The sequence below is a fragment of the Halobellus rufus genome, assembly GCF_000739575.1.
GTDB classification, from domain to species: Archaea; Halobacteriota; Halobacteria; order Halobacteriales; family Haloferacaceae; genus Haloquadratum; species Haloquadratum rufum.
Window position 1 is genome coordinate 196474 of the sequence record NZ_BBJO01000002.1, and the last position, 21975, is coordinate 218448.

20 protein-coding genes and 2 pseudogenes are annotated in these 21975 nt (G+C 68.2%); 14 read left to right on the forward strand and 8 right to left on the reverse strand.

All coding sequences use genetic code 11. From position 1 onward, the window contains the following. Positions 1-130 precede the first annotated feature (130 nt). The 10 genes from ACP99_RS01585 to ACP99_RS01630 all read left to right on the forward strand — a co-directional run bounded on the left by ACP99_RS01585 (position 131) and on the right by ACP99_RS01630 (position 7496). The gene (locus tag ACP99_RS01585) at positions 131-685 is read left to right on the forward strand and encodes a gluconate 2-dehydrogenase subunit 3 family protein (protein WP_331280750.1); all 555 of its coding nucleotides are present in this window, start codon (positions 131-133) and stop codon (positions 683-685) included. Beyond that, positions 678-2285 carry a GMC family oxidoreductase gene (locus ACP99_RS01590; RefSeq protein WP_049984940.1) on the forward strand — a complete coding sequence of 536 codons (1608 nt, stop codon included), beginning with the start codon at positions 678-680 and terminating at the stop codon, positions 2283-2285. The genes ACP99_RS01585 and ACP99_RS01590 overlap by 8 nt, the downstream gene beginning before the upstream one ends. A gap of 94 nt (positions 2286-2379) precedes the next feature. Then, positions 2380-3477 carry a histidinol-phosphate transaminase gene (hisC, locus tag ACP99_RS01595; protein WP_049984911.1) on the forward strand — a complete coding sequence of 366 codons (1098 nt, stop codon included), beginning with the start codon at positions 2380-2382 and terminating at the stop codon, positions 3475-3477. Further along, complete coding sequence (locus ACP99_RS01600; protein WP_049984912.1) at positions 3474-4013, forward strand: adenylate kinase family protein; 540 nt, start codon at positions 3474-3476, stop codon at positions 4011-4013. Before hisC ends, ACP99_RS01600 begins: the two co-directional genes overlap by 4 nt. Before the next feature lie 30 nt (positions 4014-4043). Next, on the forward strand, positions 4044-4670 hold the full coding sequence (locus tag ACP99_RS01605) for a CDP-alcohol phosphatidyltransferase family protein (RefSeq protein WP_049984913.1): 627 nt from the start codon (positions 4044-4046) through the stop codon (positions 4668-4670). 228 nt (positions 4671-4898) lie between these two features. Then, positions 4899-5117 carry a zinc ribbon domain-containing protein gene (locus ACP99_RS01610; RefSeq protein ID WP_049984914.1) on the forward strand — a complete coding sequence of 73 codons (219 nt, stop codon included), beginning with the start codon at positions 4899-4901 and terminating at the stop codon, positions 5115-5117. After that, positions 5117-5362: a hypothetical protein gene (locus tag ACP99_RS01615; RefSeq protein WP_049984915.1), complete on the forward strand. Its 246-nt coding sequence runs from the start codon at positions 5117-5119 to the stop codon at positions 5360-5362. The genes ACP99_RS01610 and ACP99_RS01615 overlap by 1 nt, the downstream gene beginning before the upstream one ends. 64 nt (positions 5363-5426) lie before the next feature. Beyond that, positions 5427-5966: a multiprotein bridging factor aMBF1 gene (locus ACP99_RS01620; protein ID WP_049984916.1), complete on the forward strand. Its 540-nt coding sequence runs from the start codon at positions 5427-5429 to the stop codon at positions 5964-5966. 104 nt (positions 5967-6070) lie between these two features. Then, the gene (gene tpiA, locus ACP99_RS01625) at positions 6071-6715 is read left to right on the forward strand and encodes a triose-phosphate isomerase (protein ID WP_049984917.1); all 645 of its coding nucleotides are present in this window, start codon (positions 6071-6073) and stop codon (positions 6713-6715) included. A gap of 28 nt (positions 6716-6743) precedes the next feature. Further along, complete coding sequence (locus ACP99_RS01630) at positions 6744-7496, forward strand: histidine kinase (RefSeq protein ID WP_049984918.1); 753 nt, start codon at positions 6744-6746, stop codon at positions 7494-7496. Between the two features lie 4 nt (positions 7497-7500). Here ACP99_RS01630 and ACP99_RS01635 read toward each other — a convergent pair whose 3' ends face one another. From ACP99_RS01635 to aroC, 6 genes and pseudogenes are all read right to left on the reverse strand, one after another. Further along, a complete protein-coding gene (locus ACP99_RS01635; protein WP_049984919.1) occupies positions 7501-9258 on the reverse strand; it encodes an ATP-binding protein in 1758 nt (585 codons plus the stop codon). 260 nt (positions 9259-9518) lie between these two features. Continuing rightward, on the reverse strand, positions 9519-10880 hold the full coding sequence (gene dinB, locus ACP99_RS01640; RefSeq protein ID WP_049984920.1) for a DNA polymerase IV: 1362 nt from the start codon (positions 10878-10880) through the stop codon (positions 9519-9521). 203 nt (positions 10881-11083) lie between these two features. Then, positions 11084-11512 carry an HTH-type transcriptional regulator LrpA1 gene (gene lrpA1, locus ACP99_RS01645; protein ID WP_049984921.1) on the reverse strand — a complete coding sequence of 143 codons (429 nt, stop codon included), beginning with the start codon at positions 11510-11512 and terminating at the stop codon, positions 11084-11086. Positions 11513-11650: 138 nt separating this feature from the next. After that, a complete protein-coding gene (locus ACP99_RS01650) occupies positions 11651-12589 on the reverse strand; it encodes a thiamine pyrophosphate-dependent enzyme (RefSeq protein WP_049984922.1) in 939 nt (312 codons plus the stop codon). 2 nt (positions 12590-12591) lie between these two features. Continuing rightward, on the reverse strand, positions 12592-14487 hold the full coding sequence (locus tag ACP99_RS01655) for a 2-oxoacid:acceptor oxidoreductase subunit alpha (protein ID WP_049984923.1): 1896 nt from the start codon (positions 14485-14487) through the stop codon (positions 12592-12594). A 325-nt stretch (positions 14488-14812) separates the two neighbouring features. Next, positions 14813-15963: pseudogene (gene aroC, locus ACP99_RS01660) on the reverse strand (chorismate synthase). Between the two features lie 183 nt (positions 15964-16146). Between aroC and ACP99_RS01665 the strand changes: the two are divergent. After that, the gene (locus tag ACP99_RS01665; protein WP_049984924.1) at positions 16147-16608 is read left to right on the forward strand and encodes a pyridoxamine 5'-phosphate oxidase family protein; all 462 of its coding nucleotides are present in this window, start codon (positions 16147-16149) and stop codon (positions 16606-16608) included. Positions 16609-16683: 75 nt separating this feature from the next. Here ACP99_RS01665 and aroA read toward each other — a convergent pair whose 3' ends face one another. Both aroA and ACP99_RS01675 read right to left on the reverse strand, forming a co-directional pair. Beyond that, positions 16684-17985: a 3-phosphoshikimate 1-carboxyvinyltransferase gene (gene aroA, locus ACP99_RS01670; RefSeq protein WP_049984925.1), complete on the reverse strand. Its 1302-nt coding sequence runs from the start codon at positions 17983-17985 to the stop codon at positions 16684-16686. A 92-nt stretch (positions 17986-18077) separates the two neighbouring features. Continuing rightward, positions 18078-19217, reverse strand: coding sequence for a PGF-CTERM-anchored ABC transporter substrate-binding protein (locus ACP99_RS01675; RefSeq protein WP_049984926.1), 1140 nt, complete (start codon positions 19215-19217; stop codon positions 18078-18080). A gap of 58 nt (positions 19218-19275) precedes the next feature. Here ACP99_RS01675 and btuC point away from each other — a divergent pair, with 58 nt between their 5' ends. The 3 genes and pseudogenes from btuC to ACP99_RS01690 form a co-directional block, all read left to right on the forward strand. Next, positions 19276-20295 carry a vitamin B12 ABC transporter permease BtuC gene (gene btuC / locus ACP99_RS01680; RefSeq protein WP_049984927.1) on the forward strand — a complete coding sequence of 340 codons (1020 nt, stop codon included), beginning with the start codon at positions 19276-19278 and terminating at the stop codon, positions 20293-20295. Beyond that, positions 20292-21656 carry an ATP-binding cassette domain-containing protein gene (locus ACP99_RS01685; RefSeq protein WP_049984928.1) on the forward strand — a complete coding sequence of 455 codons (1365 nt, stop codon included), beginning with the start codon at positions 20292-20294 and terminating at the stop codon, positions 21654-21656. Before btuC ends, ACP99_RS01685 begins: the two co-directional genes overlap by 4 nt. A gap of 116 nt (positions 21657-21772) precedes the next feature. After that, positions 21773-21975: pseudogene (locus ACP99_RS01690) on the forward strand (transcription initiation factor IIB 2); the annotation flags it as partial.

Here is a 21975-nt window from a genome sequence, read left to right on the forward strand (position 1 = left end):
GATACTGCCTCTCTACTTCTTCCCCAGTCTCACACCAAAGGGCAACCCATAAGTTTAGGCTTACCTAATCCCGTCGCGTGGACTGACGCGACGGGACGCGCTGGCCGCACTGGCCGCGGCTGGGACGACGATCGGCGGGGGCGTCCTCGCCGGACGCCTCGATCCGCCACGAGCGGACAGCGCAGCCGACGAGGACGCAACCCCGGCGTCGTCGGCGAACCCGTCGCTCTCGACGGACCTCGTAGACCTCCTCGACGCGGTCGCCGAAGTGCTCTACCCGTCCGACGTGGACGGCCGCCGCGAGTTCGTCGAAACGTACGCGCTGGGACGGACCGAGGATCGACCGGCTTATCGCGACGGCGTCCGCGAGGCGGCCGCACAGCTCGACGCGGTCGCCCGGGACTGGAACGGCGATTCGTACGCGGATCTCGACGCGGAGACGCGGGACCGTATCCTCCGGCGGCTCGGCGTCGAGACCGCCGAGCCCGACCCGGAGGGGCCGATCACCGACCGAATCCGCTTCTACCTCGTCGACGACCTCCTCTTCGCGTTCTACGCGTCTCCGGTGGGCGGCCGGCTGGTCGGCATCGAGAACCCCATCGGGTACCCCGGGGGAATCGAGAGCTACCAGCGCGGGTCGATGCCGGACCGCGACGGGCCCCGAGGGGGTGACGGCGATGGCTGACGACGGCGGCGTCGGCGACGGCCGCGATCGGACGCCGTCGGCCCGCGCGGACGTCTGCGTCGTCGGGTCCGGGCCCGCGGGCGCGCTCGTCGCCGATCGACTCGCGAGCGCGGGCAAGGAGGTCGTCGTGCTCGAAGCCGGCCCGCGGTTCGAGTTCGACAGGCGGCGCGAGCAGCAGGAACGGCACATCCGACCGGGGATGGGCGACCCGTGGGAGATGGGCGGCCCCCGCGACGACTACACGACCGCCGGGAAACACTACCCCCTGAACGCCGCGCGCGTCAAGGGCGTCGGCGGGTCGACGCTGCACTGGCAGGGGATGGTGATGCGACTCCACGAGCGCGACTTCGAGATGGAGACGCGGTACGGTCTGGGCGCGGACTGGCCGATCGACTACGAGGACCTCCGGCCCCACTACGCGGAAGCCGAGCGCGAACTCGGCGTCGCGGGCGCGATGGACAACCCCTACGCGCCGCCGCGGGAGGAGCCCTTCCCGCTGTCGGCGTTTCCGCCCTCGTACTCCGATTCGCTGTTCGCGGAGGCCTGCGAGCGGCTGGGGATCGATATGCACTCGGTCCCGAACGCGCGGAACTCCGAGCCCTACGACGGCCGCGCGGCCTGTCAGGGCTACGGGACCTGTCGCCCGGTCTGTCCCTCCGGCGCGAAGTACACCGCCGAGTCCCACGTCGAGAAGGCGGTGAACGCAGGAGCGCGGGTGATCGATCACGCGCCCGTGCAGCGACTCGAACACGACGAGTCGGGCGACGCCGTCGAGGCGGCGGTCTACGCGACCCCCGACGGAACCGAACGCAGGCAGTCGGCGCGGCGGTTCGTCGTCGCCTGCGGCGGCGTCGAGAACGCGCGCCTGCTCCTCCTCTCGGAGTCCGAGCGGTACCCCGACGGCCTCGCGAACTCTTCGGGAGCGGTCGGTCGCTTCTTCATGGACCACCTGTTCGCGGGGGCCGGCGGCCGCCTCGACGAACCCACGCGGCAGAACCACGTCGGCTTCATCACCAGTGAGTGTCACCAGTTCTACGACGACGCGGACCCGATCGAGGGCGTCAAACTGGAATTCCTCAACTACGCCGGGCCGTCGCCGGTGATCGAGGCGCTGCACGCGGAGACGTGGGGCGACGAACTGCTCGATCGGCTGCTGGACTCCTACGGGACTCACATCGCGATGGGCGGGCTGGTCGAGCAGCTCCCCGACGCCGAGAACCGCATCACGCTGGATCCGGAACGCGAAGACGACCACGGTAATCCCGTCCCACACATCGAGTGGTCGCTCTCCGAACGGACGCGAGCGGCCATCCGACGGGCGAACGAGGTCCAACACGCGATTCTGGAGGAACTCGGCGCATCGATCGAGTGGACGGTCGGTCCGGAGGCGACCGGGCCGGCGTACCACCAGATGGGGACGACGCGGATGGGGAACGACCCCGCGGAGAGCGTCGTCGACGCCGACTGCCGGACGCACGACCTCTCGAACCTCTGGGTCGTCGGCTCGTCGGTGTTCCCCACAGGCGGCGCGATGAACCCGACGCTCACCATCGCGGCGCTGTCGCTGCGAGCGGCGGACTCGGTGGCCGGTTCGCTGTAGTGTCCGCGACAGCGGCCGGAGCGGTCGGCGGCCGCGACCGCGACCGCGACCGCGAGACACACCCTTAAAGACCCGCGGGCGACAGCGTACGGGTATGCAACCGAGGGACCTCTCCGAACACGAGGCGTACGTTCCCGGGCGCGGGGCCGAGGAGGTCGCGCGCGATCTCGGGATGGACCCCGAGGACCTGACGAAGCTCTCGTCGAACGAGAACCCCCACGGCCCGAGCCCGGCCGCCGTGGAGGCCGTCGAGGCGGCCGCGCCCGACGTGAACGTCTATCCGAAGGCCTCTCACACGGACCTCACCGATCGCATCGCCGAGCGGTGGGGCGTCGACGCCGAGCAGGTGTGGCTGAGCGCGGGCGCGGACGGATCGATCGACTACCTCTCGCGGGCGTTCTTAGAGCCCAACGACGACATTCTGGTCCCCGCGCCGGGCTTCTCGTACTACTCGATGTCGGCGCGGTATCACCACGGCGACGCCTCGACGTATCGGATCTCCAAGGAGCGCGACTTCGAGCAGTCGGCCGAGGCGATCCTCTCGGCCTACGACGGCGAGCGGATCGTCTACGCGACGACGCCGCACAACCCGACAGGTGCGGTCCTCTCTCGCGAGGACGTCCGCACCCTCGCCGAGGAAGTCGACGAGCAGACGCTCGTCGTCGTCGACGAGGCGTACGCCGAGTACGCCGAGGAACCGACGTCGATCGACCTCCTGGCGGAGTACGACAACCTCGCGGTCCTCCGCACGTTCTCGAAGGCCTACGGGCTCGCCGGGCTTCGGATCGGCTACGGGGTCGTCCCCTCGGCGTGGGCCGACGCCTACGCCCGGGTGAACACTCCCTTCGCGGCCAACGAACTCGCCTGTCGCGCCGCGCTAGCGGCGCTCGACGACGACGAGCACCTCGAACGCTCCGTCGAGACCGCCCGCTGGGCGCGGGAGTACTACCACGAGGAACTCGATGCGCAGACGTGGGACTCCGGCGGCAACTTCGTCCTCTGTGAGGTCGGCGACGCGACGGCCGTCGCCGACGCCGCACAGCGCCGCGGCGTCATCGTTCGCGACACCTCCAGCTTCGGGCTCCCGGAGTGCGTTCGCGTCTCCTGCGGGACGCGCGAGGAGACGCGCCGCGCGGTCGAGGTGCTCAACGAGGTCGTCGCCGAGGTCACACCGGAGGCGACCGATCCGTGAGCCGAATCGCGCTCACCGGCACGCCGGGGACGGGGAAGACGACCGTCTCGGAGCTGGTCGAAGCGGAGTTGGGACTCGAGGTCGTCCACCTGAACGACGCGATTCGGGAGGCGGAGCTGTTCACCGACCGCGACGTCGAGCGCGACTCCTTCGTCGCCGACCTCGACGCCGTCGAGTCGTGGCTCGCGGACCGGGTGGAGACCGACGGCGACGCATCTCACGATGTCCTCGTCGAGTCGCACCTCTCGCACCTGCTCGACGTCGAGCGCGTGATCGTGCTCCGGTGTCACCCCGACGCGCTGAAGCCGCGGCTTCGCGAGCGCGGCGAGTCAGAGGCGTCGGTCGCCGAGAACGCAGAGAGCGAGGCGCTCGACGTGATCCTCGCCGAGGCCGTCGAGCGCCACGGCGCGGACTCGGTGTGGGAGATCGACACGACGGACCGGTCCCCCGAGGACGTCGCGAGCGACGTGGGGGCCGCCGTTCGGGGCGAGATCGACCCCCGAGTCGGCGTCGTCGACTTCGTCGACTATCTATGACGGGGACTGACCAATGACGACGGAGGAACGATGACCCTGGATCAGTACCGCGACCTCGCGGACCGGCTGCTCGGGCCGTTCGTCGCCGCCGCGGATCGCCTGGGACTGAGCCCAGACGGCGTCAGCGTCGTCGCGTTCGGCTTCGCCGTGGCGGCCGGTGGCGCGTTCGCGCTCGCGACGCCGTTCTGGTACGCCCTCGGCGCGCTGTTCGTCTTCAGCAACGGCTGGCTGGACCTCGTTGACGGCGCGCTCGCGCGGGCGCAGGGCGTCGAGAGCGACGGCGGCGACCTCCTCGATCACGTCCTCGACCGCTACGCCGACATCGCGATGCTCGTGGGGCTCGCCGCCGGCATCGACGCCTACGCGCTCGGGCTCGCGGCGGTCACGGGCGTGTTGATGACCTCCTACCTCGGCACGCAGATCCAGGCCGTCGGGCTCGGCCGGGCCTACGGCGGGCTCGTCGGCCGGGCGGATCGGCTAGCGATCATCGGCGTCGTCGCCCTCGCAGCGGCGGTCGCGCCGCTCGTAGTCTCCGGTCCCGTTCGGCCGCTCGGCCTCTCGCTCGTCGGGTGGCTCCTCGTCTTCTTCGCCGTGATCGGGCACGTCACGGCGCTGCAGCGGTTCTGGGGCGCGTGGTCGGACCTCACGGAGTCGTAACTGGCCGACGTTTCGGCGGTCCGGTACGGTGGCGAACAGTCGGCACCCGCGTCGACGACGCCTCCGTTTGGCGTCGTCTCTCTCCGCGGCCCGCGCCGACGTGCCGAACAACCGCGGAACGGCGCGGGCTGTGCTTAGATCACGGGCCGTCTGGCCCCGTGTTCGTATATAAAAACCGGGGCGAGATCGGGGAGAAAACTGATGCGGATCGGTCGACTGAGATGAGGTATGGTCCCCCAACCAGACGACGACCGCGGCTGTCCGAAGTGCGGACACACAGAAACCGACGTCGGGACGATCTCGACGACCGGCGGCGGCCTCTCGAAGATGTTCGACATCCAGACGAACAGTTTCAAGGTCGTCTCGTGCACGAACTGCGGGTACTCGGAGCTCTACCGGGACACGACGTCGGCCGGCAGCGACATCGTCGACGTGTTCCTCGGCTGATGGTCGAGGGCGCGCTCGTCCTCGTCGTCCTGCTGTTCGCCGTCGTGGCCCCGTTCGTGCTCTACGCGTTGGTCCGGTCCGAGCACGACCAGCGAGAGACGATGGACCGCCGCGACGCCGAGCGAACGGCGCGGCGGGACACCGACCGGCCGGCAGGCCGAGACCCCGCAGACCGGACGGAGTGGTCGACTGACCGACCCGGAGAACGACGCCGGGACGACGACGTGAGAACGCGCGATCGGTGACAGCTGTCGCGCCGGCTGTTCCCGCGGCGTGTGCTTTATATCGCCCCCTCGACTACGACGGAGTATGCCCCAGTGCGAGATGTGCGGCAGTGAGCGGCCGTCCCTCACGACGGTCAAGGTCGAGGGGGCCGAACTCGAACTGTGCGACGACTGCAAGGAGTTCGGCACCGAGGTCCGCACTGAGTCGAGTTCCTCTCAGTCGACGAAGTACTCGACGTCGAGTTCGTCGAAGTCCTCCGGTTCCAGCGGCGGGTCGACCGCGTCCTCGTCCGGCGGCGGCTCCTCGGGGGGGTCGACCCGTCGACGCCGCGATATGTTCGACGATATGGACGAGATCGCCTCCGACTACGACCAGCGGATCCGCGAGGCCCGTGAAGGGCTCGGACTGAGCCAAGAAGAGCTCGCGGGGTCGCTCAACGAGAAGGCCAGCCTGATCCGCAAGCTCGAACGCGGCGACATCCTCCCCTCCGACGACGTCCGGAAGAAGCTCGAACGGAAGCTCGAGATCTCCCTCGTCGAGGGCGGCGACACCGACGACAGCGAGTGGTCCGGCGGATCGTCGACGACGACGACGCTCGGCGACGTCGTCAAGCGAAAGGACTGACGTCGACTCGCGTTCGACGGCCGCGCCTCGTGTCCAGGGATCTCAGCGACCACGCCTGAGAACCAAGAGCAACCTATTTTGTCCCGTGGAACACACGACTGGACGTGTTCATCCTGGTCAATCTCAAGGCTTACCCGTGTGACCCGATCGAGGTCGCGACCGCGGCCAGAGACGTCGCCGAGGACTCGGACGTCCGAATCGCCGTCTCGCCGCAGGCGGCCGACGTGGCCCGCGTCGCCGACACCGGCGTCGAGACGTGGGCCCAACACGTCGACCCGAACGGCCACGGCAGCCACACCGGCAGCACGCTCGCGGAATCCGTCGCGGAGGCGGGCGCGGTCGGGACGCTCATCAACCACTCCGAGAAACGCCTGAAACTCGCCGATATCGACGGCGCTGTCCGGGCCGCAGAGCGCGCGGGCCTCGAAACGTGCGTCTGCGCGAACAACCCCACACAGATCGGTGCGGCGGCGGCGCTCGGTCCCGACAGCGTCGCCGTCGAGCCGCCCGAACTCATCGGCGGCGACGTCTCGGTCGCGACGGCCGATCCGGGAATCGTCGAGGACGCCGTCGCGGCCGCGGGGGCCGTCGACTCCGACGTCGACGTCTTCTGCGGGGCGGGGATCTCCGACGGCGACGACGTCGCGACGGCTGGCGAGTTGGGCGCGACGGGCATCCTCCTCGCCTCGGGCGTCGCCAAGGCCGACGATCCACGCGCGGCGCTGGAAGCGCTCGTCGAGCCGCTCTGAGGGGACCCGAACGGCACTCCACCCCGCAATGACCCTCCGACGCTTCTTCGACGACGTCTTGGATCCCGAGCGCTCGCTGATCGTGCTGAACCGCACGTCGCCGGATCCGATCCAGCGGATGCTGGGGAACCTCTTCGAGAACCAGCCGGTCTCGATCGAGGAGCTCTCGCTCCCCGAGGGCAGCGACGATCTGGTTCTCGTCGTCGAGGACGGGTCGATCATCGCGCAGTCGCCGCTCGAAGAACTGCAGGAGTCGATCCTCTTGATCAACTCCGATCTGTTCGTCACCGGCGCGCGAGACCTCGCGGAGATCTCGCTTCCGGACGCGTTGAAACGCCTCGACGACGTCCCGTTTCGTCTGCGGGGGTACCCCGCCTCCCACTCCGAGAAGCTCCTGTTGATCCTGCTCTCGCGGTACATCGAGCGAACGGCGTGGGAACGGGGAGAGGGGACGCTCCGAGCCTCGTTTCAGGACCTCTCTCGCATCGAGGACGAGGTCGGAACCCACCGCGTGTACCGGGCGCTAGACACGACCGGCGTCGACGTCCACGTGTACGGGACGCCGGGGTGGAACCCGCCGCCGGACTCAGACATCACGGCCCACGCCGGCTACGGCGAGGACTTCCTGAAGTCGTGGTTCGTGGTGTACACCTCCCCGGACGGGGAGGACGACATCGCGTTGCTCGCGCTCGAAGACGCCCCAAACGAGTGGTCCGGATTCTGGACCTACCGGCGATCACAGATCGACGCGATCGACGACTACGTGATGCGGAATCTGTAACGCGTCAGCGATCGAGGCTCTCGCCGCCGTCGCTCTCGACGCTCGCTTCGTCGGCCCGTCCGTCGTCTTCCTCTCCCGGCCGTCCGTCACGTGAGACGAGGTTCTCGGGACGGAACGCGTCCTCGACGGCGGCGACGACGTCGCGCAACTCGTCCTCGTCGAGCCTGTCGGCGAACTCCCGGCGAACGAGGCCCGGGAGCGCGTACGCGTATCGACCGCGTCCGACGTGCTCGATGAAGCCCGCGCGCCTGAGAAGTCCGTTCCGGCTGTAGGCGAGTTGTTTGTCCCCCGCCTCTCCGGCGGCGACGTGGGCGTCGATCGGATCGCACGCGTCGACTTCGCGGTAGAAGGCGAGCATCCGGCGAGAGGCCGCCGGGAGCGACGCGACGACGTCGCGGAGCCGCTCGATGACGTCCTCCCGCCCGGTCAGCGCCCCGGTGCCCTCGTGTGCGCGCTCCGGCGCGACGTCCCGGTCGATCTCGTCGGGGTCTCGGTCCACGATGTCGCCGTCGAGCCCGGGGTAGGCACCCGCGGCAGCCGCAGTGACTGCGTTCTCCTCCTCGTCGGCGGCGCTCGCCGTCTCGGACCCGACGGTGCCGTCTCGCTCGCCGGCGGCGTCTTCGGCATCGGCGTCGTACTGATCGAGCGCGGACTGCTGGTCTTCGGGACGGTTCAGATTGCGGCCACCGCCCCCCCTGTAGGGGGATTCGGCCTTCTGGAACATCGCCTGTGCGAACTGGTCGGCCATCTGTGAGAGGTCGCGCGCCTCCTCGAGTTCGCGTTCGAGCTGGCGGATCTTCGCCTCCTTCGCTTCGAGTTCCTGCCGGAGATCCGCGAGTTCGCTCTCGCGGCGCTCCTTCTCGTCGGAGATGCTCTGTAGCTCCGAGACGAGGTCGCCGTCGACCGACTTCAGGTCCGGCCGCTGGAAGTCGTCGAGGCCGGGCGTCGCGCCGGCGTCGAACGTCTCCTTTTTGTGGAACTTCACCCGCCGGAGCGAGTCCGACCAGTCGGTCACCAAGAAGGCCTCGCCGTCGTCCATCTCCTCGATCGCGTCGGCGTACTCCGAGCCGAGGATCCGCCCGACGACCTTCGTGTCGTTGTTCCAGGTCAGCCGGTGCCAGACCAGCCAATCGCACTGGGTGATGAAATCCTTCTTGACGTCGGCTGGGCGCTGTGAGATCCCGACGATTCCGAGGCCGTGTTTCCGGCCCCGCTTGCCGATCTTGATGAGCATCTTCCCCGCCTCGGTCATCCCGCCGCCCTCCGGGATGTACTCGTGGCACTCCTCGATGAGCATCAAGAACGGCTTCTTGAGCTTCTTCTCCTTCGCGAACAGCCGTTTCGACACCTCAGTCAGGAGCTCTTGGGCCTCGTCGTCTTCGAGGTACCCGGAGACGTCGAGGATGATCGGCACGTTCTGTTCGAGCGCGAGGTGCGCCAGCTTCTCGGCGTGCTCGGGGCTGACGACGATGTCGCACTCCTCGTCCGCGCCGGCGTGCAGCAGCTCGAACTGCTCTTTGAGCCCGTAGTACTCGCCGTCGGTGTCGACGATGAGCACCGGGAAGTTCTTCGAGAGCAGGTTCTCGATCATCACCGACGCCGTGTTCGACTTCCCGGAGCCGGATTTGCCGGTGATGAACCCCCGTCCGGTGAGGATGTCGACGACGGGCAGTTCGACCGCTGTGCCCTCCGTTCGCTCGCCGTCGCCGCCCGGACCCTCGCTGACGTTCGCGACGGTGATCGTCTCCGTGTCCTCGGTCATCTATCGGGTGCTCTCCCTCGCAGGGCAATAGTTCCTTCCCCGCGCCGGGGAGAGCCGTCCGCAGTGACGAGAGTGAGTCAGGCGGGAGTTTATATACTGAGGGGCGACCAGCGCCCCCGTGAGCTGACTTCCGGCCGCGAACGGTCTCGGCGGGTGTGCGGCGCGCCGTCGCGGAACGAGCCGACGCGCCGCCTGTTCGCCCTTATGTGTCCATCGGCTTCGGGCACCCGTCCGGTGCCGACCGTCGGCGACGGCCCGGTTCACGGATCGAAGTCGTCGAGCGAGATCTGTCCCCGCGTCGTCGACGGCGTGCCGTCTCCGCTGTCGGACCGCGACTCCCCCTCGTCGGCCGGCTCCGCCCTTCGCGTTTCGTCGGTCTCCGATCGCTCGTCAGATCCGTCCGCGCCCAGCGCGACGTCGTCTCCCCCGTCCCACCCGTCGAGTTGCGCCTGTTCGCCGGAGGCGAACGAGAGGTTCGAGACGCGGACGCCGAGTTTCCGAACCGGCTTCTCGTCGAACTCCTCGAGCAGTTCGAGCGCGACCGACTCGACGAGTTCGGGATCGTCGACCGGCCCCGAGAGCGACCGCTCCCGGGTGTTGACGTCGTACGGCGGGAGCACGACCTTGATCCCGATCGTCCGATAGGTGGCGTCCCGACTCCGCGCACGCGCGGCGACGTCCTCGGCCAGCGCCGCGGCCGTCTCGCGCTTGGTCGCCGAGTCGTCCGTCGCCTCCGCGAACGCCGACTCCCGCGAGAGGCTCTTCGGGCGTCCAGTGGGAGTCACCTCGCGGTCGTCGCGACCGCGAGCGCGTTCGTGTAACTCCACGCCGCGCGAACCGAACTGCGAGCGGAGCGTCGACGGGTCGGCCTCCGCGAGGTCCCCGGCGGTCTCGACGCCCAGCTCCGAGAGCCGATCGGCCGTCACGGGGCCGACGCCGTGGACCGAACTGACCGGTAAGGGATTCAGAAACTCCCGGACGTCGCCCGGCTCGACGACGACGAGTCCGTCGGGCTTGTCGTGATCGGAGGCGATCTTCGCGGCGGACATGTTCGGCGCGACGCCGACGCTGGCCGGGACGCCGACCTCGCGTTCGATCCGCTGTTTGACGTAGCGGGCGTACCCCTCCGCGAGCGTTCGGTCTCCGTCGGCGGTCCGCTGCCACCCCGTTCGATCCGTCACGTCGAGATAGGCCTCGTCGATGCTCACCTCGCGAACGACGTCGGCGCAGTCGTGGAGGATCTCCTTGACCGACGCGGCGACGGAGCGGTAAAACTCCAGGTCGACCGGTCGGTAGTGGCCGACCGCTTCGCCCTGCGACGACGCGGCCGGCGAGCTATCGGGATCGCCGTCGGTGGTGGTCTCGGCACGGGGCAGTCGTTCGAGCGCCGTCGAGATCGGCTGCGCGCTCTCGACGCCGTGTTCGCGCGCCTCGTAGCTCGCGGTCGCGACGGCCCCGAACGTCTCGCCCGACTCGTAACCCATCCCGACGACGACCGGTTCGCCGCGGAGCGTCGGCTCTCGCAGCCGCTCACAGGAGGCGTAGAAGCAGTCCATATCGACGTGGAGGACGATCCGCGTCGGGCGGTCGGACTCGACGCCCGGAAGCGTCTCTTCGTTCATCGGACGCGCGGGCTCGAGGAGTCGATCGCGGGGTTGAGCGTCATCGATACGTCTCGGCGTGTAACCGGTAGCCGACGGTAGACGCGGCAGTCACAATAGCGTTCGCAAACCGGACTGAAAGTGAAACGCCTCGGTCGAGCGCGATATCCGACCGACTGCGGCCTCGACGGAGTGTCAGTTTCGGACTGATCGCCGTGGGGCTGTTACTTCAACCGTTCCTGCAGGAACGACGGATGTGCGGCCGTGATGCCGTCGATCGAGAGCAGCGTCTCGGCGATGACCTCGCCGAGGGCGTCGCCGTCGGAGGCGCGGACCTCCGCCATCAGCATGTGGTCTCCGGAGGAGGTGTACAGCGATTCGACCGCATCGAGCGCCTTGAGTTCGCGCGTCGCCTCCACGTAGCGCTCGGAGGCCACGTCGAGGCCGACGAGGGCGATCGACGTCTCCGAGAGCTTCTTCGGGTCGACGTCCGCAGAGTAGCCGACGATGACGCCCTCCGATTCCATCTGTCGAATGTACTTTCGGACGGTCGGTTTCGAGACGTCCGCCCGCTCTGCGATCTCGGCGTACGACGCTTGCGCGTCTTCCTCGAGGACGTCGAGAATGCGGCTCTCCGTCGAGGTGGCTTCCATACGTGTTCCTTTCGCGTGGCAGAAAAAATACCTTCCGAATGCAAAAAGGGAACTCTCGACTCGAAAACCGGCCGTGGAAAAGCGAAGAAAACCGGCCACAGTCGGCGGAACTGCGTCGTCGAGGGCAGGTTGAGGGCGTTACTTGTGCTTGTCGAGGAACGTGTCGTAGACGCGCTCCCACTCGTAGTCTTCGTCGAAGTACCGCTCTGCGAGCGGTTCCTCGGGGATCTCGCCGATGCGGCGCTTCTCCTGCTGGTAGGACGGCCGGTCCTCGTCGACGTAGTAGCGGCCGGTGAGGACGGTGCCCTCGTTGAGGACGTTCTCCGTCTCGAACATCATCTCGGAGGCCTCCGAGCGGTCCGTGTTGTCGAACTCGTAGTCCTCGGACTCGTTGACGTCGATGTACGGGACGTACTGCTTGGCGTCCTTGTTCCAGGTCGGACACTGCGTGAGGAAGTCGACGTGGGAGAACCCGTCGTGTTCGACGGCCTCGACGATGATGTCCTTCGCCTGGTTCGGGTTGACGGCGGCGGTCCGCGCGATGTAGGATGCGCCGGCGTTCAGCGACATCGACAGCGGGCGGATCGGGTCCTTCGCGGAGCCGTGCGGTTGCGTCTTCGACTTGTGGCCCTTCGGCGACGTCGGCGACGTCTGGCCCTTCGTCAGCCCGAAGATCTCGTTGTTGAACACGATGTAGGTCATATCGTGGTTCTCGCGGGCCGTGTGCATGAAGTGGTTGCCGCCGATCCCGTAGCCGTCGCCGTCGCCGCCGGCGGCGATGACCGTCAGGCCGGGGTTGGCGAGTTTGGCGGCTCGCGCGACCGGCAGCGATCGGCCGTGGATCGTGTGGAACCCGTAGCTGTCGAAGTAGCTGTTCAGTTTGCCCGAGCAGCCGATGCCGGTGCAGACGAGCATCTCCTCGGGGGAGAGCCCCAGTTCGGCCGCGGCTCCTTTCAGGGCTTTCAGGACCCCGAAGTCCCCGCAGCCGGGACACCAGGTGGGCTGCGGTTCGACGCCGGGCGTGTACTCGTTACGGTCGTGTTCGGCGTGTTCGCCGATTGCACTGAATGCGCTCATAGTTAATCACTCGCTGCGGGTACGAATTTGGTCTCGTGGCCGGGCAGCGTGCCGTCCTCGACGATGCTCGTGACGAACCCGTCGACGATTTCGCCGGGCTCGAAGGGGTTGCCGTTGTACTTCAGCAGACTCGAGAGCTTCTCGCCGTAGCGCCCGAGTTCCTTCTGCGTCAGTCCGCGGAACTGCGCGGAGGCGTTCATCTCGACGACGAGCACCTCGTCGACGCTCTCGACGAACTCGGTCACTTCTGCGACCGGGTACGGCGCCATCTCGGAGACGCCGAGCATCTTCACCGAGTGCCCCTGGTCGTTGAGGCGGTCGACCGCCTCCTCGACGGTGCCCTGCTGGGAGCCGAACGTCATAATGCCGTACTCGGCCTCCTCGGGCCCGTAGTGGGTGTTCGTGTCCTCGTCGCCGTCGAGGTCGGCGCGGATGGCCTCCATCTTCTCCATCCGTCGGTTGACCTGATTGACGCGGTTGTCGGGGTCTTCCGAGATGTGCCCGGCGGGCATGTGCTCGTTACCCGTCGCGAGGTAGCGACCGCCCTCCTGTCCGGGGAGCGAACGCGGGCTCACGCCCTTCTCGCCCTCGTGCTGGAAGCGGTTGTACTTCCCGGAGGGGTCGTGCGGCGCGTCCTCGAGCTCGGCCTCGGTGATGATCGAGCCGAGGTCGGGGTTGGGCTCCTCGTCGAAGACGCTGGCGGGCACGTTCTGCAGTTCGCCGCCGTTCTTCTGGTCGTAGAGGACGATCGACGGGATCTGGTACTCGTAGGCGATCTGGAACGCCCGCCGCGTCTGCTTGTACGCCTCCACGGCGTCCGAGGGGGCGAAGACGACGCGGTGGGAGTCGCCCTGCGAGGTGTAGAGGACGTGTTCGAGGTCGGCCTGTTCCGGCTTCGTCGGCATACCGGTCGAGGGACCGACGCGCATCGCCTCCACGAGGACGACCGGCGTCTCGGTCATCTCCGCGAGGCCGAGCGGTTCCGACATCAGCGCGAAGCCGCCGCCGGACGACCCGGACATCGCCTTCACGCCGGCGTGGGAGGCACCGACCGCCAGCGCCGCGGCCGCGATCTCGTCTTCGACCTGTTCGGAGATGCCGCCGACCTCCGGGAGGTTCTGCGACATGATCGTGAAGACCTCCGTCCACGGCGTCATCGGGTAGCCCGCGATGAAGCGACAGCCCTCGTCGAGGGCGCCGTAGGCGATGGCGTCCGAACCCGAGATGAGGACCTGCTCCTCGTCGTGTTCGCCCTCCGGGACCGACACGTCCGGCGCGTCGGCGTCGAACTCCTCGCGGACGGTGTCGTAGGCGTCGTCGAAGACCGACATATTCGGCTCGAACACCTTTTCGGGCATCGAGTCCTCCATCAGGCTCTTGATGACCTGCGGCTCGATGTCCGCGATGGCGCAGGTGACCGCGACGCCGGCGGTGTTTCGCATCACTTCGCGGCCGTGGTCGCGAGCGATGGTCCGGAGGTCGATGTCGTAGACGTGCCAGCCGTTCTCCTCGACGCGCTCGTCGAAGTCCGGGATGTCGTCGGTGTCGAGCAGCCCGGAGTCGTAGACGATGACGCCGCCCTCGTTGAGCTCGTCTAGGTTCTCCGACAGCGGCTTGACCTCCTCGTTGCCGTAGTAGGCGTTCTCCTGTGGGTTCCGCGCGAAGGAGTCTCCCAGTGCGAGCAGGAAGTTGTACCCGTCACCACGCGACCGCACCGGATCCGCCGAGACGCGAACCTCCGTGTACGTGTGGCCGCCGCGGATGCGCGACGGATAGTGACGATGCGTGAATACGTGTAGCCCCGCTCGCATCAGGGCCTTCGCAAAATTCTGGCTCGTCGAGGCGATCCCGTCTCCGGAACCACCCGCGATTCGCCAGATGAGTTCGTCGTCAGTCATATCTGAGCTCACGGCCCGAGTGGGCCACTACCGAAAACTTTCGGCAGGAGTCGATTAAAGCCTTTGCTATAAGTTACCAAGGAAAGATGATGATGGTCCTATTTACGTTACGAACGGGAGATTATTTCCCAAACGTGTTCCTGTCCTTCGAGATAATTCTCGAAGGATCGTTATGACCACAATATTTCTTCGCGACCGTTGACGGGAACAGAACAACGCGGAAACCGGGACACGTCGGATCTCCCGACTTTGTCGGACGGAAACGGGATATTTCCGAAATAGTCGACACCTCCGTCGACATATCCGGACTCGCGATGCCGAACGGCTACTCGTTCTGCGGACTCGACGGGTGGTAGTCGGTGTCGTACTCTCCGGGCTGGTCGTCGAGTCGGTCGGGGTTGATCCGTCCGCCGAGGAGCATGAAGTCGAGGATGGTGAGGTTCAACATCGCCTCGACGACGGGCACCGCACGCGGCGGGAGGACCGGGTCGTGGCGGCCGACGACCTGGATCTCCTTCTCCTCGCCGGTCTCCCAGTCGACCGTCTTCTGCTTCTTCGGGATCGACGTCGGCGCGTGCCACGTGATCTCGCCGTAAATCGGTTCGCCCGTGGTGATGCCGCCCTGCAGACCGCCGTGTTTGTTGCCCTCGGGCACCGGGTCGCCGTTCTCGTCGAACTCCCAGTCCTCGTTGCGGTCCTTGCCGGTCCACTCGCGGGCCTCCCGACCGAGCCCGAACTCGAAGGCCGTCGTCGCCGGAATCGACATCATCGCCTGGCCGAGTCGCGCGGGGAACGCGTCGAACCGCGGCGCGCCGAGCCCGCGCGGGACGCCCTGCGCCTCGAAGTAGATCGAGCCGCCGATCGAGTCGCCTCGCTCCTGGTACTCGTCGATCAGTTCGCGCATCTCCTCGGCCGTCTCGGGGTCGGCACAGCGAACCGGGTTCTCCTCCGCGTGTTCGAGCATCTGCTCGAAGCTGACCTCGGGAGCCTCGATGTCGCCGATCTGATTCACGTGGGCTTTGACCCGGACGTCACGCGTTTCGAGGATCTTCTTCGCGATCGCGCCCGCGGCGACCCAGTTCACGGTCTCGCGAGCCGAGGAGCGTCCGCCGCCGCCCCAGTTGCGCGTCCCGAACTTCGCGGAGTACGTGAAGTCGCCGTGGCTCGGGCGCGGGGCGGTCACGTACGGCTCGTACTTGCCCGAGCGGGCGTCCTTGTTCTCGATGACCATTCCGATCGGCGTCCCGGTCGTGTAGCCGTCCTGGACCCCGGAGTTGATCGAGACGGCGTCGGGTTCGCCCCGTGAGGTCGTGATCATCGACTGCCCCGCTTCCGCCGGTCGAGTTCGGCCTGCACGTCGTCCTCGTCGAGTTCGAGTCCGGCCGGACAGCCGGAGACCGTCACGCCCATCGCGTCGCCGTGGCTCTCGCCGTAGGTGGTGACCTGGAAGAGCCGCCCGAATCGGTTCCCGTTCATTACCTCGCCGTCGTGGTTCCGGGCATATATACGTTGCAGAAAGTCGCAACCGCCGATCGACCCGGCGGCGACCACGGGCGTCGACGCCGACCACGGGAACGCCTATCCCGGTCGAGAGCGTAGTTTCACGTCCGATCTTCGGAGCCGACGTGCCTCGGGAGCGGACGGTGACGGGTGAGAACAATGCAACACATCGAGTATGCGTACACGTACGGTATGGACGACGAAGCGGTTCGAGAGCGGCTCGAAACCACCGGGACGGGCGTGCTGGGTCTCTCGAAAGACAACGACAGCTACGCGATCCCGCTGGCACACTACTACGACGGCGAGCGGCTCTACTTCCGGCTCGGCGTCACCGACGGCAGCACAAAACAGGCGTTCCTGGAGTCGACGGAGACGGCGACGTACGTCCTGTACGACACCGAACCGACGCCCGACGCCCGTGAGATCGATTCGTGGAGCGTTCTCGTCACCGGCACGCTCACCGCGATCCCGGAGTCCGAACACGAGCGCTTCGACACCGCCGAAATCAACCGGCGGTTCTCGCCGATCCGGGTCTTCGGCGAGGACGTCGAGGAGATCGAGATCAGCATCGTCGAACTCGAACCCGACTCGATCACCGGCCGGCAGACCTCGAAACCGTAGTCGACCCCGTCGATGGTCCCCGAGCCAGCGGTATCGCCGGACGTCGCCGCTCGTCGTCGGTTCCGGCCGACGCCCTCACTCGCCCCGTTGAACGGCGACGCCGAGCGACGCCATCGTCTCGAAGAAGTCCGGGAACGACACGTCGACGTGCTCGCCGCCCTCGATCACGGTCTCGCCGTCGGCGACGAGGCCCGCGACCGCCAGCGACATCACGATCCGGTGGTCCGCGCGGCCGTCGACGCGCGCGCCGACGAGGTCGCTCTCGCCGCCGTGGACCGTCAGGCGGTCCCGTTCCTCTGTCACCGACGCCCCCATCGTTTCGAGTTCCTCGGCCATCGCGCTCACGCGGTCGGTCTCCTTGTACCGGACGTGCTCGCAGTTCTCGATGACCGTGTCGCCGTCGGCGATCGCGCCGAGCGCGGCGATCGTCGGCAGCAGGTCGGGCGTGTCGCCGACGTCGACGGTCGTCCCCGACAGCGACGCGCGCCCGATTTCGATCTCGCCGGCCTCGCGGTCCCAGTCGATCGACGCGCCCATCGCCTCGAGGATCTCGACGATCGCGCTGTCGCCCTGCGCGCTCGGTCGCGCGCCCTCGACGACGACCTTCTCGCCCTCAGCGGCGGCGACCGCGCCCGCCGCGAGCAGGTACGACATCGACGAGAAGTCCCCCGGGACGGCGTACTCGCCGCCCGCGGGGTCGTAGGACTGCCCGCCGGGGACCGAGAAGCCCTCGTCGGTCGTCTCGACGTCGACGCCGAAGTCCCGGAGGACCTCCAGCGTGATGTCGACGTACGGCGCGGACTTGAGTTCGGTCTCCAGTGCGACGTCGATTCCCTCGTCGGTCACCGCACCGGCCATCAACAGTGCCGTGATGTACTGCGAGGAGACGTCGCCGGGGATGGACACGTCGCCGCCGGGCGTGTTCCCGCCGACGACGAGCGGGGCTTGACCGTTGCCGCGGGTCGACTCCGCGCGCCCGCCGAGTTGCTGGATCGCGTCGAGCAGCGGGCCCTGCGGACGCGAGCGCAGTGAGTCATCGCCGGTGAACACGCAGAGTCCGTCGGCGAGCGCGCCGCAGGCGGTCACCAGCCGCGTCGTCGTCCCCGAGTTCGCGCAGTCGATCACGTCGTCCGGGACGCCGGGTCGACCGCCGAACCCGGAGACGTCGATTCGAGAGTCGTCGGCGGCGCGCTCGACCGTCCCGCCGAAGGCCTCGACGGCGCGCATCGTCGCACGCGTGTCGGCGCTCACGAGCGGGTCGGTGACGACGGCAGAGTCGCCGTAGCCCGCCGCGAGGATCGCGCGGTGCGTGTAGCTCTTCGACGGCGGTGCGCGCACGCGGCCCTCGACGCGCGACTGCGAGATCGTGACGTCCATAGGTGTCGTAGGATCCGGGGGCGGTATGATACTTGCTGTCTCCGGGGCCGCTCGGATCGCTCCCGAGACGTCGAGACGGCCGGTCGGGGTCGCTATCGCCGCGTCGCGAGGAGCGCCGCGGCCGCCAACGCGGCGAGCGCCGCCACCGCGCCGAATCCGGGGGATTCCGTCGACGATGTTGGCGACTCGTCCGTCGGTGACGACTCCGCGTCGCTCGTCGACGTCGCCTCCGTCGTGGTCGTCTCCGATTCCGCGTCCTGCATCGACTGATACTCCGCGTAGGCGTCGGGATGAACTGCTTCGAGAATCTGCTCGGCCGCTTGGACAGACCGCGGCGCTGGCTGCTGGAGCAGGTTCGTCTCGACGCGGACGATGTTGTCCTCCTGAACGGCCGTCGTGCTCTCGTAGGCGGCGGTCTCCGGCACCGAACTGCCGGTCGGGACCACGATCCACTCGGGGTTCATCTCGACGACGGTCTCGTCGTTGATCATCTGGAAGCCGGTGATGTTGGCCTCGGCAGCACCGTTCTGCAGCCCGCCGGTCTCCATCACCTCGCCGATGAAGGTGTTCGCGCCCGAGGTGTAGCCGTAGAACACGTTCAACCCGACCGGCCGCTCGGCGTCTTCGAGCGCGCGCTCCATCTGCTCGACGGACTGCCGGATCTCGTCGGCGCGCTCGGTCCCGGCCTCGCAGTTCCCGGTGAGCCGTCCGATCCGTTCGGTCTTGTCCGCGACGAATTCCAGCGACGTGGGCTGCCCGAAGACGTAGACCGGAACGCCCTGCGCGCGGATCTGCTCGACGCGTTCGGCCGCCGCGCCGTAGGAGCTGTTCGGAACGAGGACGAGATCGGGCTCGGCGTCGAGGACCTTCTCGACGTCCGGCCCGCTCGCGCCGGAGACGTTCGCTTTCTCCTCTGCGCCGTCGAGATAGCTCGCGTACTGGGAGACGCCGACGACCTCGTCGCGGGCGCCGATCTCCCACATCGTCTGGGCAGCGCTCGGGTTCAGCGTCACGATCCGATCGGGATCGGAGGTGACGTTCACCGTGGCACCGGTGGCGTCGGTCGTTTCGTAGGGGAACTCGCAGGTGGTCGAGTCGGAGTTGTGATCGTGCGAGATCGGTTCCGTCGAGATCGATGCGTCCGCCGCCGTCGCGGCACCGACGCCGCCGACGAACGGCCCCGCCGCGGCGACGACGAGGAGCAGTGAGAGAACGAGTACGCTGCGTTTCATACCGTCCCGTGCTCGCTAATGCAACAAGTATTTGGCTAATCCAACTGAGATTGTCGACGTGACGATTCGAAGCCGTACCGTCGCGTGGTCGGGCGCGCTATCCGCGCTGCTCGCCGTCGCTGTCGTCGCTAGTGCCGGGATGGGATCCGTGTCGATCCCGCCGGCGACGGTCGCGAAGGCACTCCTCTCGGCGGATCCGCTGCCGTTCGCCTTCGACGTCGGGCGGACTAACCGGATCATCGTCGTGAACGTCCGGATGCCGCGCATCGCGCTCGCGGCGCTGGTCGGCTTCGCGCTGGCGACCGCCGGGACGGTGATGCAGGGCTTCTTCCGCAACCCGATGGCCGACCCGTCGATCGTCGGCGTCTCCTCCGGCGCGGCCGTCGGGGCCGTCGCGACGATCGTGCTCCCGTTCGCGTTCCCGTTCGGCCTCGAACTCCAGGGCGCGGCGTTCGTCTCCGCCGTGGTCACCGCCTTCGCGGTCTACCTGATCGCGACCGAGGACGGGCGGACGCCGACCGCGACGCTCTTGCTCGCCGGCGTGGCCGTCCAGACGTTCCTCGGGGCGGTCATCTCGCTGCTGTTGCTTCACAGCGGGATGAGCATCCGACGCGTGGTCTACTGGCTGATGGGCCACCTCGGCGGGACGACGTGGGCGGAGGTGCGCGTGATCGCGCTCGTGCTGCCGCCGCTGTTTCTGCTGCTCCTCGCGTACGCGCGAGACCTGAACGTCCTGCTGCTCGGCGAGGAGGACGCCCACGCGCTCGGGATCGAGGTCGAGCGGACCAAACGGCTGCTCCTCGCGGCGTCGAGCGTCGTCACCGCGGCCGCCGTCGCGGTGACGGGCGTGATCGGCTTCGTCGGGCTGATCGTCCCGCACGGGATGCGCCTGCTCGTCGGCCCCGATCACCGAATCCTGCTTCCGACGAGCGCGCTCGCGGGCGCGTCGTTCCTCGTTGCCACCGACACGCTGGCGCGCTCGGGGTCGGCGGAGATCCCGGTCGGCATCGTGACGGCGACGCTCGGCGCGCCTTTCTTCCTCTACCTGCTCCGCTCGCGGGAGGTGACCGGACTGTGAACGACCCCGACCGCGGCGCGGGAGAGCCCCTCGTCGAGATCCGAGACCTCGACGTCGGGTTCGGCGAGACGACGGTGCTCGACGGCGTCGACGCGACCATCGACTCGGGCAGGTTCGTCGGCCTCGTCGGTCCGAACGGCGCGGGCAAGACGACGCTGCTGCGGACGATCAACGGCACGCTCGCTCCCGACGCGGGGAGTGTCACGGTCGAGGGGCGGCGGATTCAGGAACTCTCCTCGAAGGCCGCGAGTCGCCTCGTCGCGACCGTCCCGCAGGACACCGCCGTCGCCTTCGAGTTCGACGTCCGGACGGTCGTCGAGATGGGGCGGAACCCGCACCGCTCGCGCTTCGGCGGGTGGCGCGAGGCCGACAGCGAGGCCGTCGAGCGGGCGTTCGAGTGGACCGACACCGAGCAGTTCGCCGACCGCGCGGTGTCGACGCTCTCGGGCGGAGAGCGCCAGCGCGTCCTCCTCGCGCGGGCGCTGGCGCAGGAGAGCCCGCTGCTGCTGCTGGACGAACCGACCGCCAGCCTCGACATCAACCACCAGGTCCGGACGCTCGAACTCGTCCGCACGCTCGTCGCCCGCGGGAAGACGGCCGTCGCGGCGATTCACGACCTCAACCTCGCGGCGCAGTACTGCGACGAACTGCTGTTGCTCGCCGACGGCGAGGTCGCGGCGTTCGGCCCGCCCGCGTCCGTGCTGACGGAGGACGCGCTCGGCGACGCCTTCGGCGCGAACGCGGTCGTCTCCCGACACCCGGTCACCGGCTCCGTGTACGTCACCGCGCTGCCGGAGGGCCGCCGAGCGGGCGGGGAAGCCGACCGCGGACGGGTCCACGTCGTCGGCGGCGGCGGGACCGCCGCGAGGTACCTCTACGTCCTCGACGCCGCGGGCTATGCGGTGTCCGCCGGCGCGCTGAACGAGGGCGACACCGACGCCGAGGCCGCCCGGAGCCTCGCGCTCGACGTCGTGACGGTTGACCCCTTCGCTGGCGTCGACGCGGCGGCCCGCGACGCCGTCGAGCAGCGGGTCGACGCGGCCGACTGCGTCCTCGTCGCGGACGTGGAGGTCGGCACTGGCAACCTCCCGAACCTGCGCGCGGCGGCCAACGCCGAGCACGTCGTCCTCGTCGAGGACCGTCCCTTCGCCGAGCGCAACTACGTCGGCAGCGAGGCGCGGCGCGTCTACGAGTCGCTCCGGTCGCGTGCGCGCGTTGTCGAACCACCTGACGTCCCCAGCGCCGTCGCCGCCGCCGTCTCGGGCGGGTACGCGACGACTGCAGACGGAGACGACGCCGCGACGACTGCGACTGACGCGGCGGACGACCGCGTGGCTCGGCCGTCGGACGTTCAGGAATAATCTATCGGATCGGCATTGTGTTCGCACACGGCCGACACATTTTTTAGGCGCGCCTACAAATGAGGTGTTGAGAACGAGGCGGTGGTTCGGTTCTCACCGGCCTCTTGCAACACAAAATGAGTGACGCCCTTCACACTCGCACACGAGAGCGCACCGAGCGGCAGCGAACGTGGCGCGACCACGATGCGGAACAGGAGACGACGAACGACGCCGACGAGCGCGAGGAGCAGGAGCAGTCCGAAGAGGAGACGCTTCGGTGCCCCGAGTGCGATTCGACGGATCTGCAGACCGACGACGAGCGCGGCGAGACCGTGTGCGC

Coding starts and splice junctions, on each gene's coding strand:
- ACP99_RS01655 (WP_049984923.1), bottom strand. CDS start 14,487: ATGACTGACGACGAACTCATCTGGCGAATCGCGGGTGGTTCCGGAGAC.
- dinB (WP_049984920.1), bottom strand. CDS start 10,880: ATGAACGAAGAGACGCTTCCGGGCGTCGAGTCCGACCGCCCGACGCGG.
- lrpA1 (WP_049984921.1), bottom strand. CDS start 11,512: ATGGAAGCCACCTCGACGGAGAGCCGCATTCTCGACGTCCTCGAGGAA.
- ACP99_RS01630 (WP_049984918.1), top strand. CDS start 6,744: ATGACCCTCCGACGCTTCTTCGACGACGTCTTGGATCCCGAGCGCTCG.
- ACP99_RS01675 (WP_049984926.1), bottom strand. CDS start 19,217: ATGAAACGCAGCGTACTCGTTCTCTCACTGCTCCTCGTCGTCGCCGCG.
- ACP99_RS01620 (WP_049984916.1), top strand. CDS start 5,427: ATGCCCCAGTGCGAGATGTGCGGCAGTGAGCGGCCGTCCCTCACGACG.
- ACP99_RS01590 (WP_049984940.1), top strand. CDS start 678: ATGGCTGACGACGGCGGCGTCGGCGACGGCCGCGATCGGACGCCGTCG.
- ACP99_RS01665 (WP_049984924.1), top strand. CDS start 16,147: ATGCAACACATCGAGTATGCGTACACGTACGGTATGGACGACGAAGCG.
- ACP99_RS01605 (WP_049984913.1), top strand. CDS start 4,044: ATGACCCTGGATCAGTACCGCGACCTCGCGGACCGGCTGCTCGGGCCG.
- ACP99_RS01635 (WP_049984919.1), bottom strand. CDS start 9,258: ATGACCGAGGACACGGAGACGATCACCGTCGCGAACGTCAGCGAGGGT.
- hisC (WP_049984911.1), top strand. CDS start 2,380: ATGCAACCGAGGGACCTCTCCGAACACGAGGCGTACGTTCCCGGGCGC.
- ACP99_RS01650 (WP_049984922.1), bottom strand. CDS start 12,589: ATGAGCGCATTCAGTGCAATCGGCGAACACGCCGAACACGACCGTAAC.
- aroA (WP_049984925.1), bottom strand. CDS start 17,985: ATGGACGTCACGATCTCGCAGTCGCGCGTCGAGGGCCGCGTGCGCGCA.
- ACP99_RS01610 (WP_049984914.1), top strand. CDS start 4,899: ATGGTCCCCCAACCAGACGACGACCGCGGCTGTCCGAAGTGCGGACAC.
- ACP99_RS01615 (WP_049984915.1), top strand. CDS start 5,117: ATGGTCGAGGGCGCGCTCGTCCTCGTCGTCCTGCTGTTCGCCGTCGTG.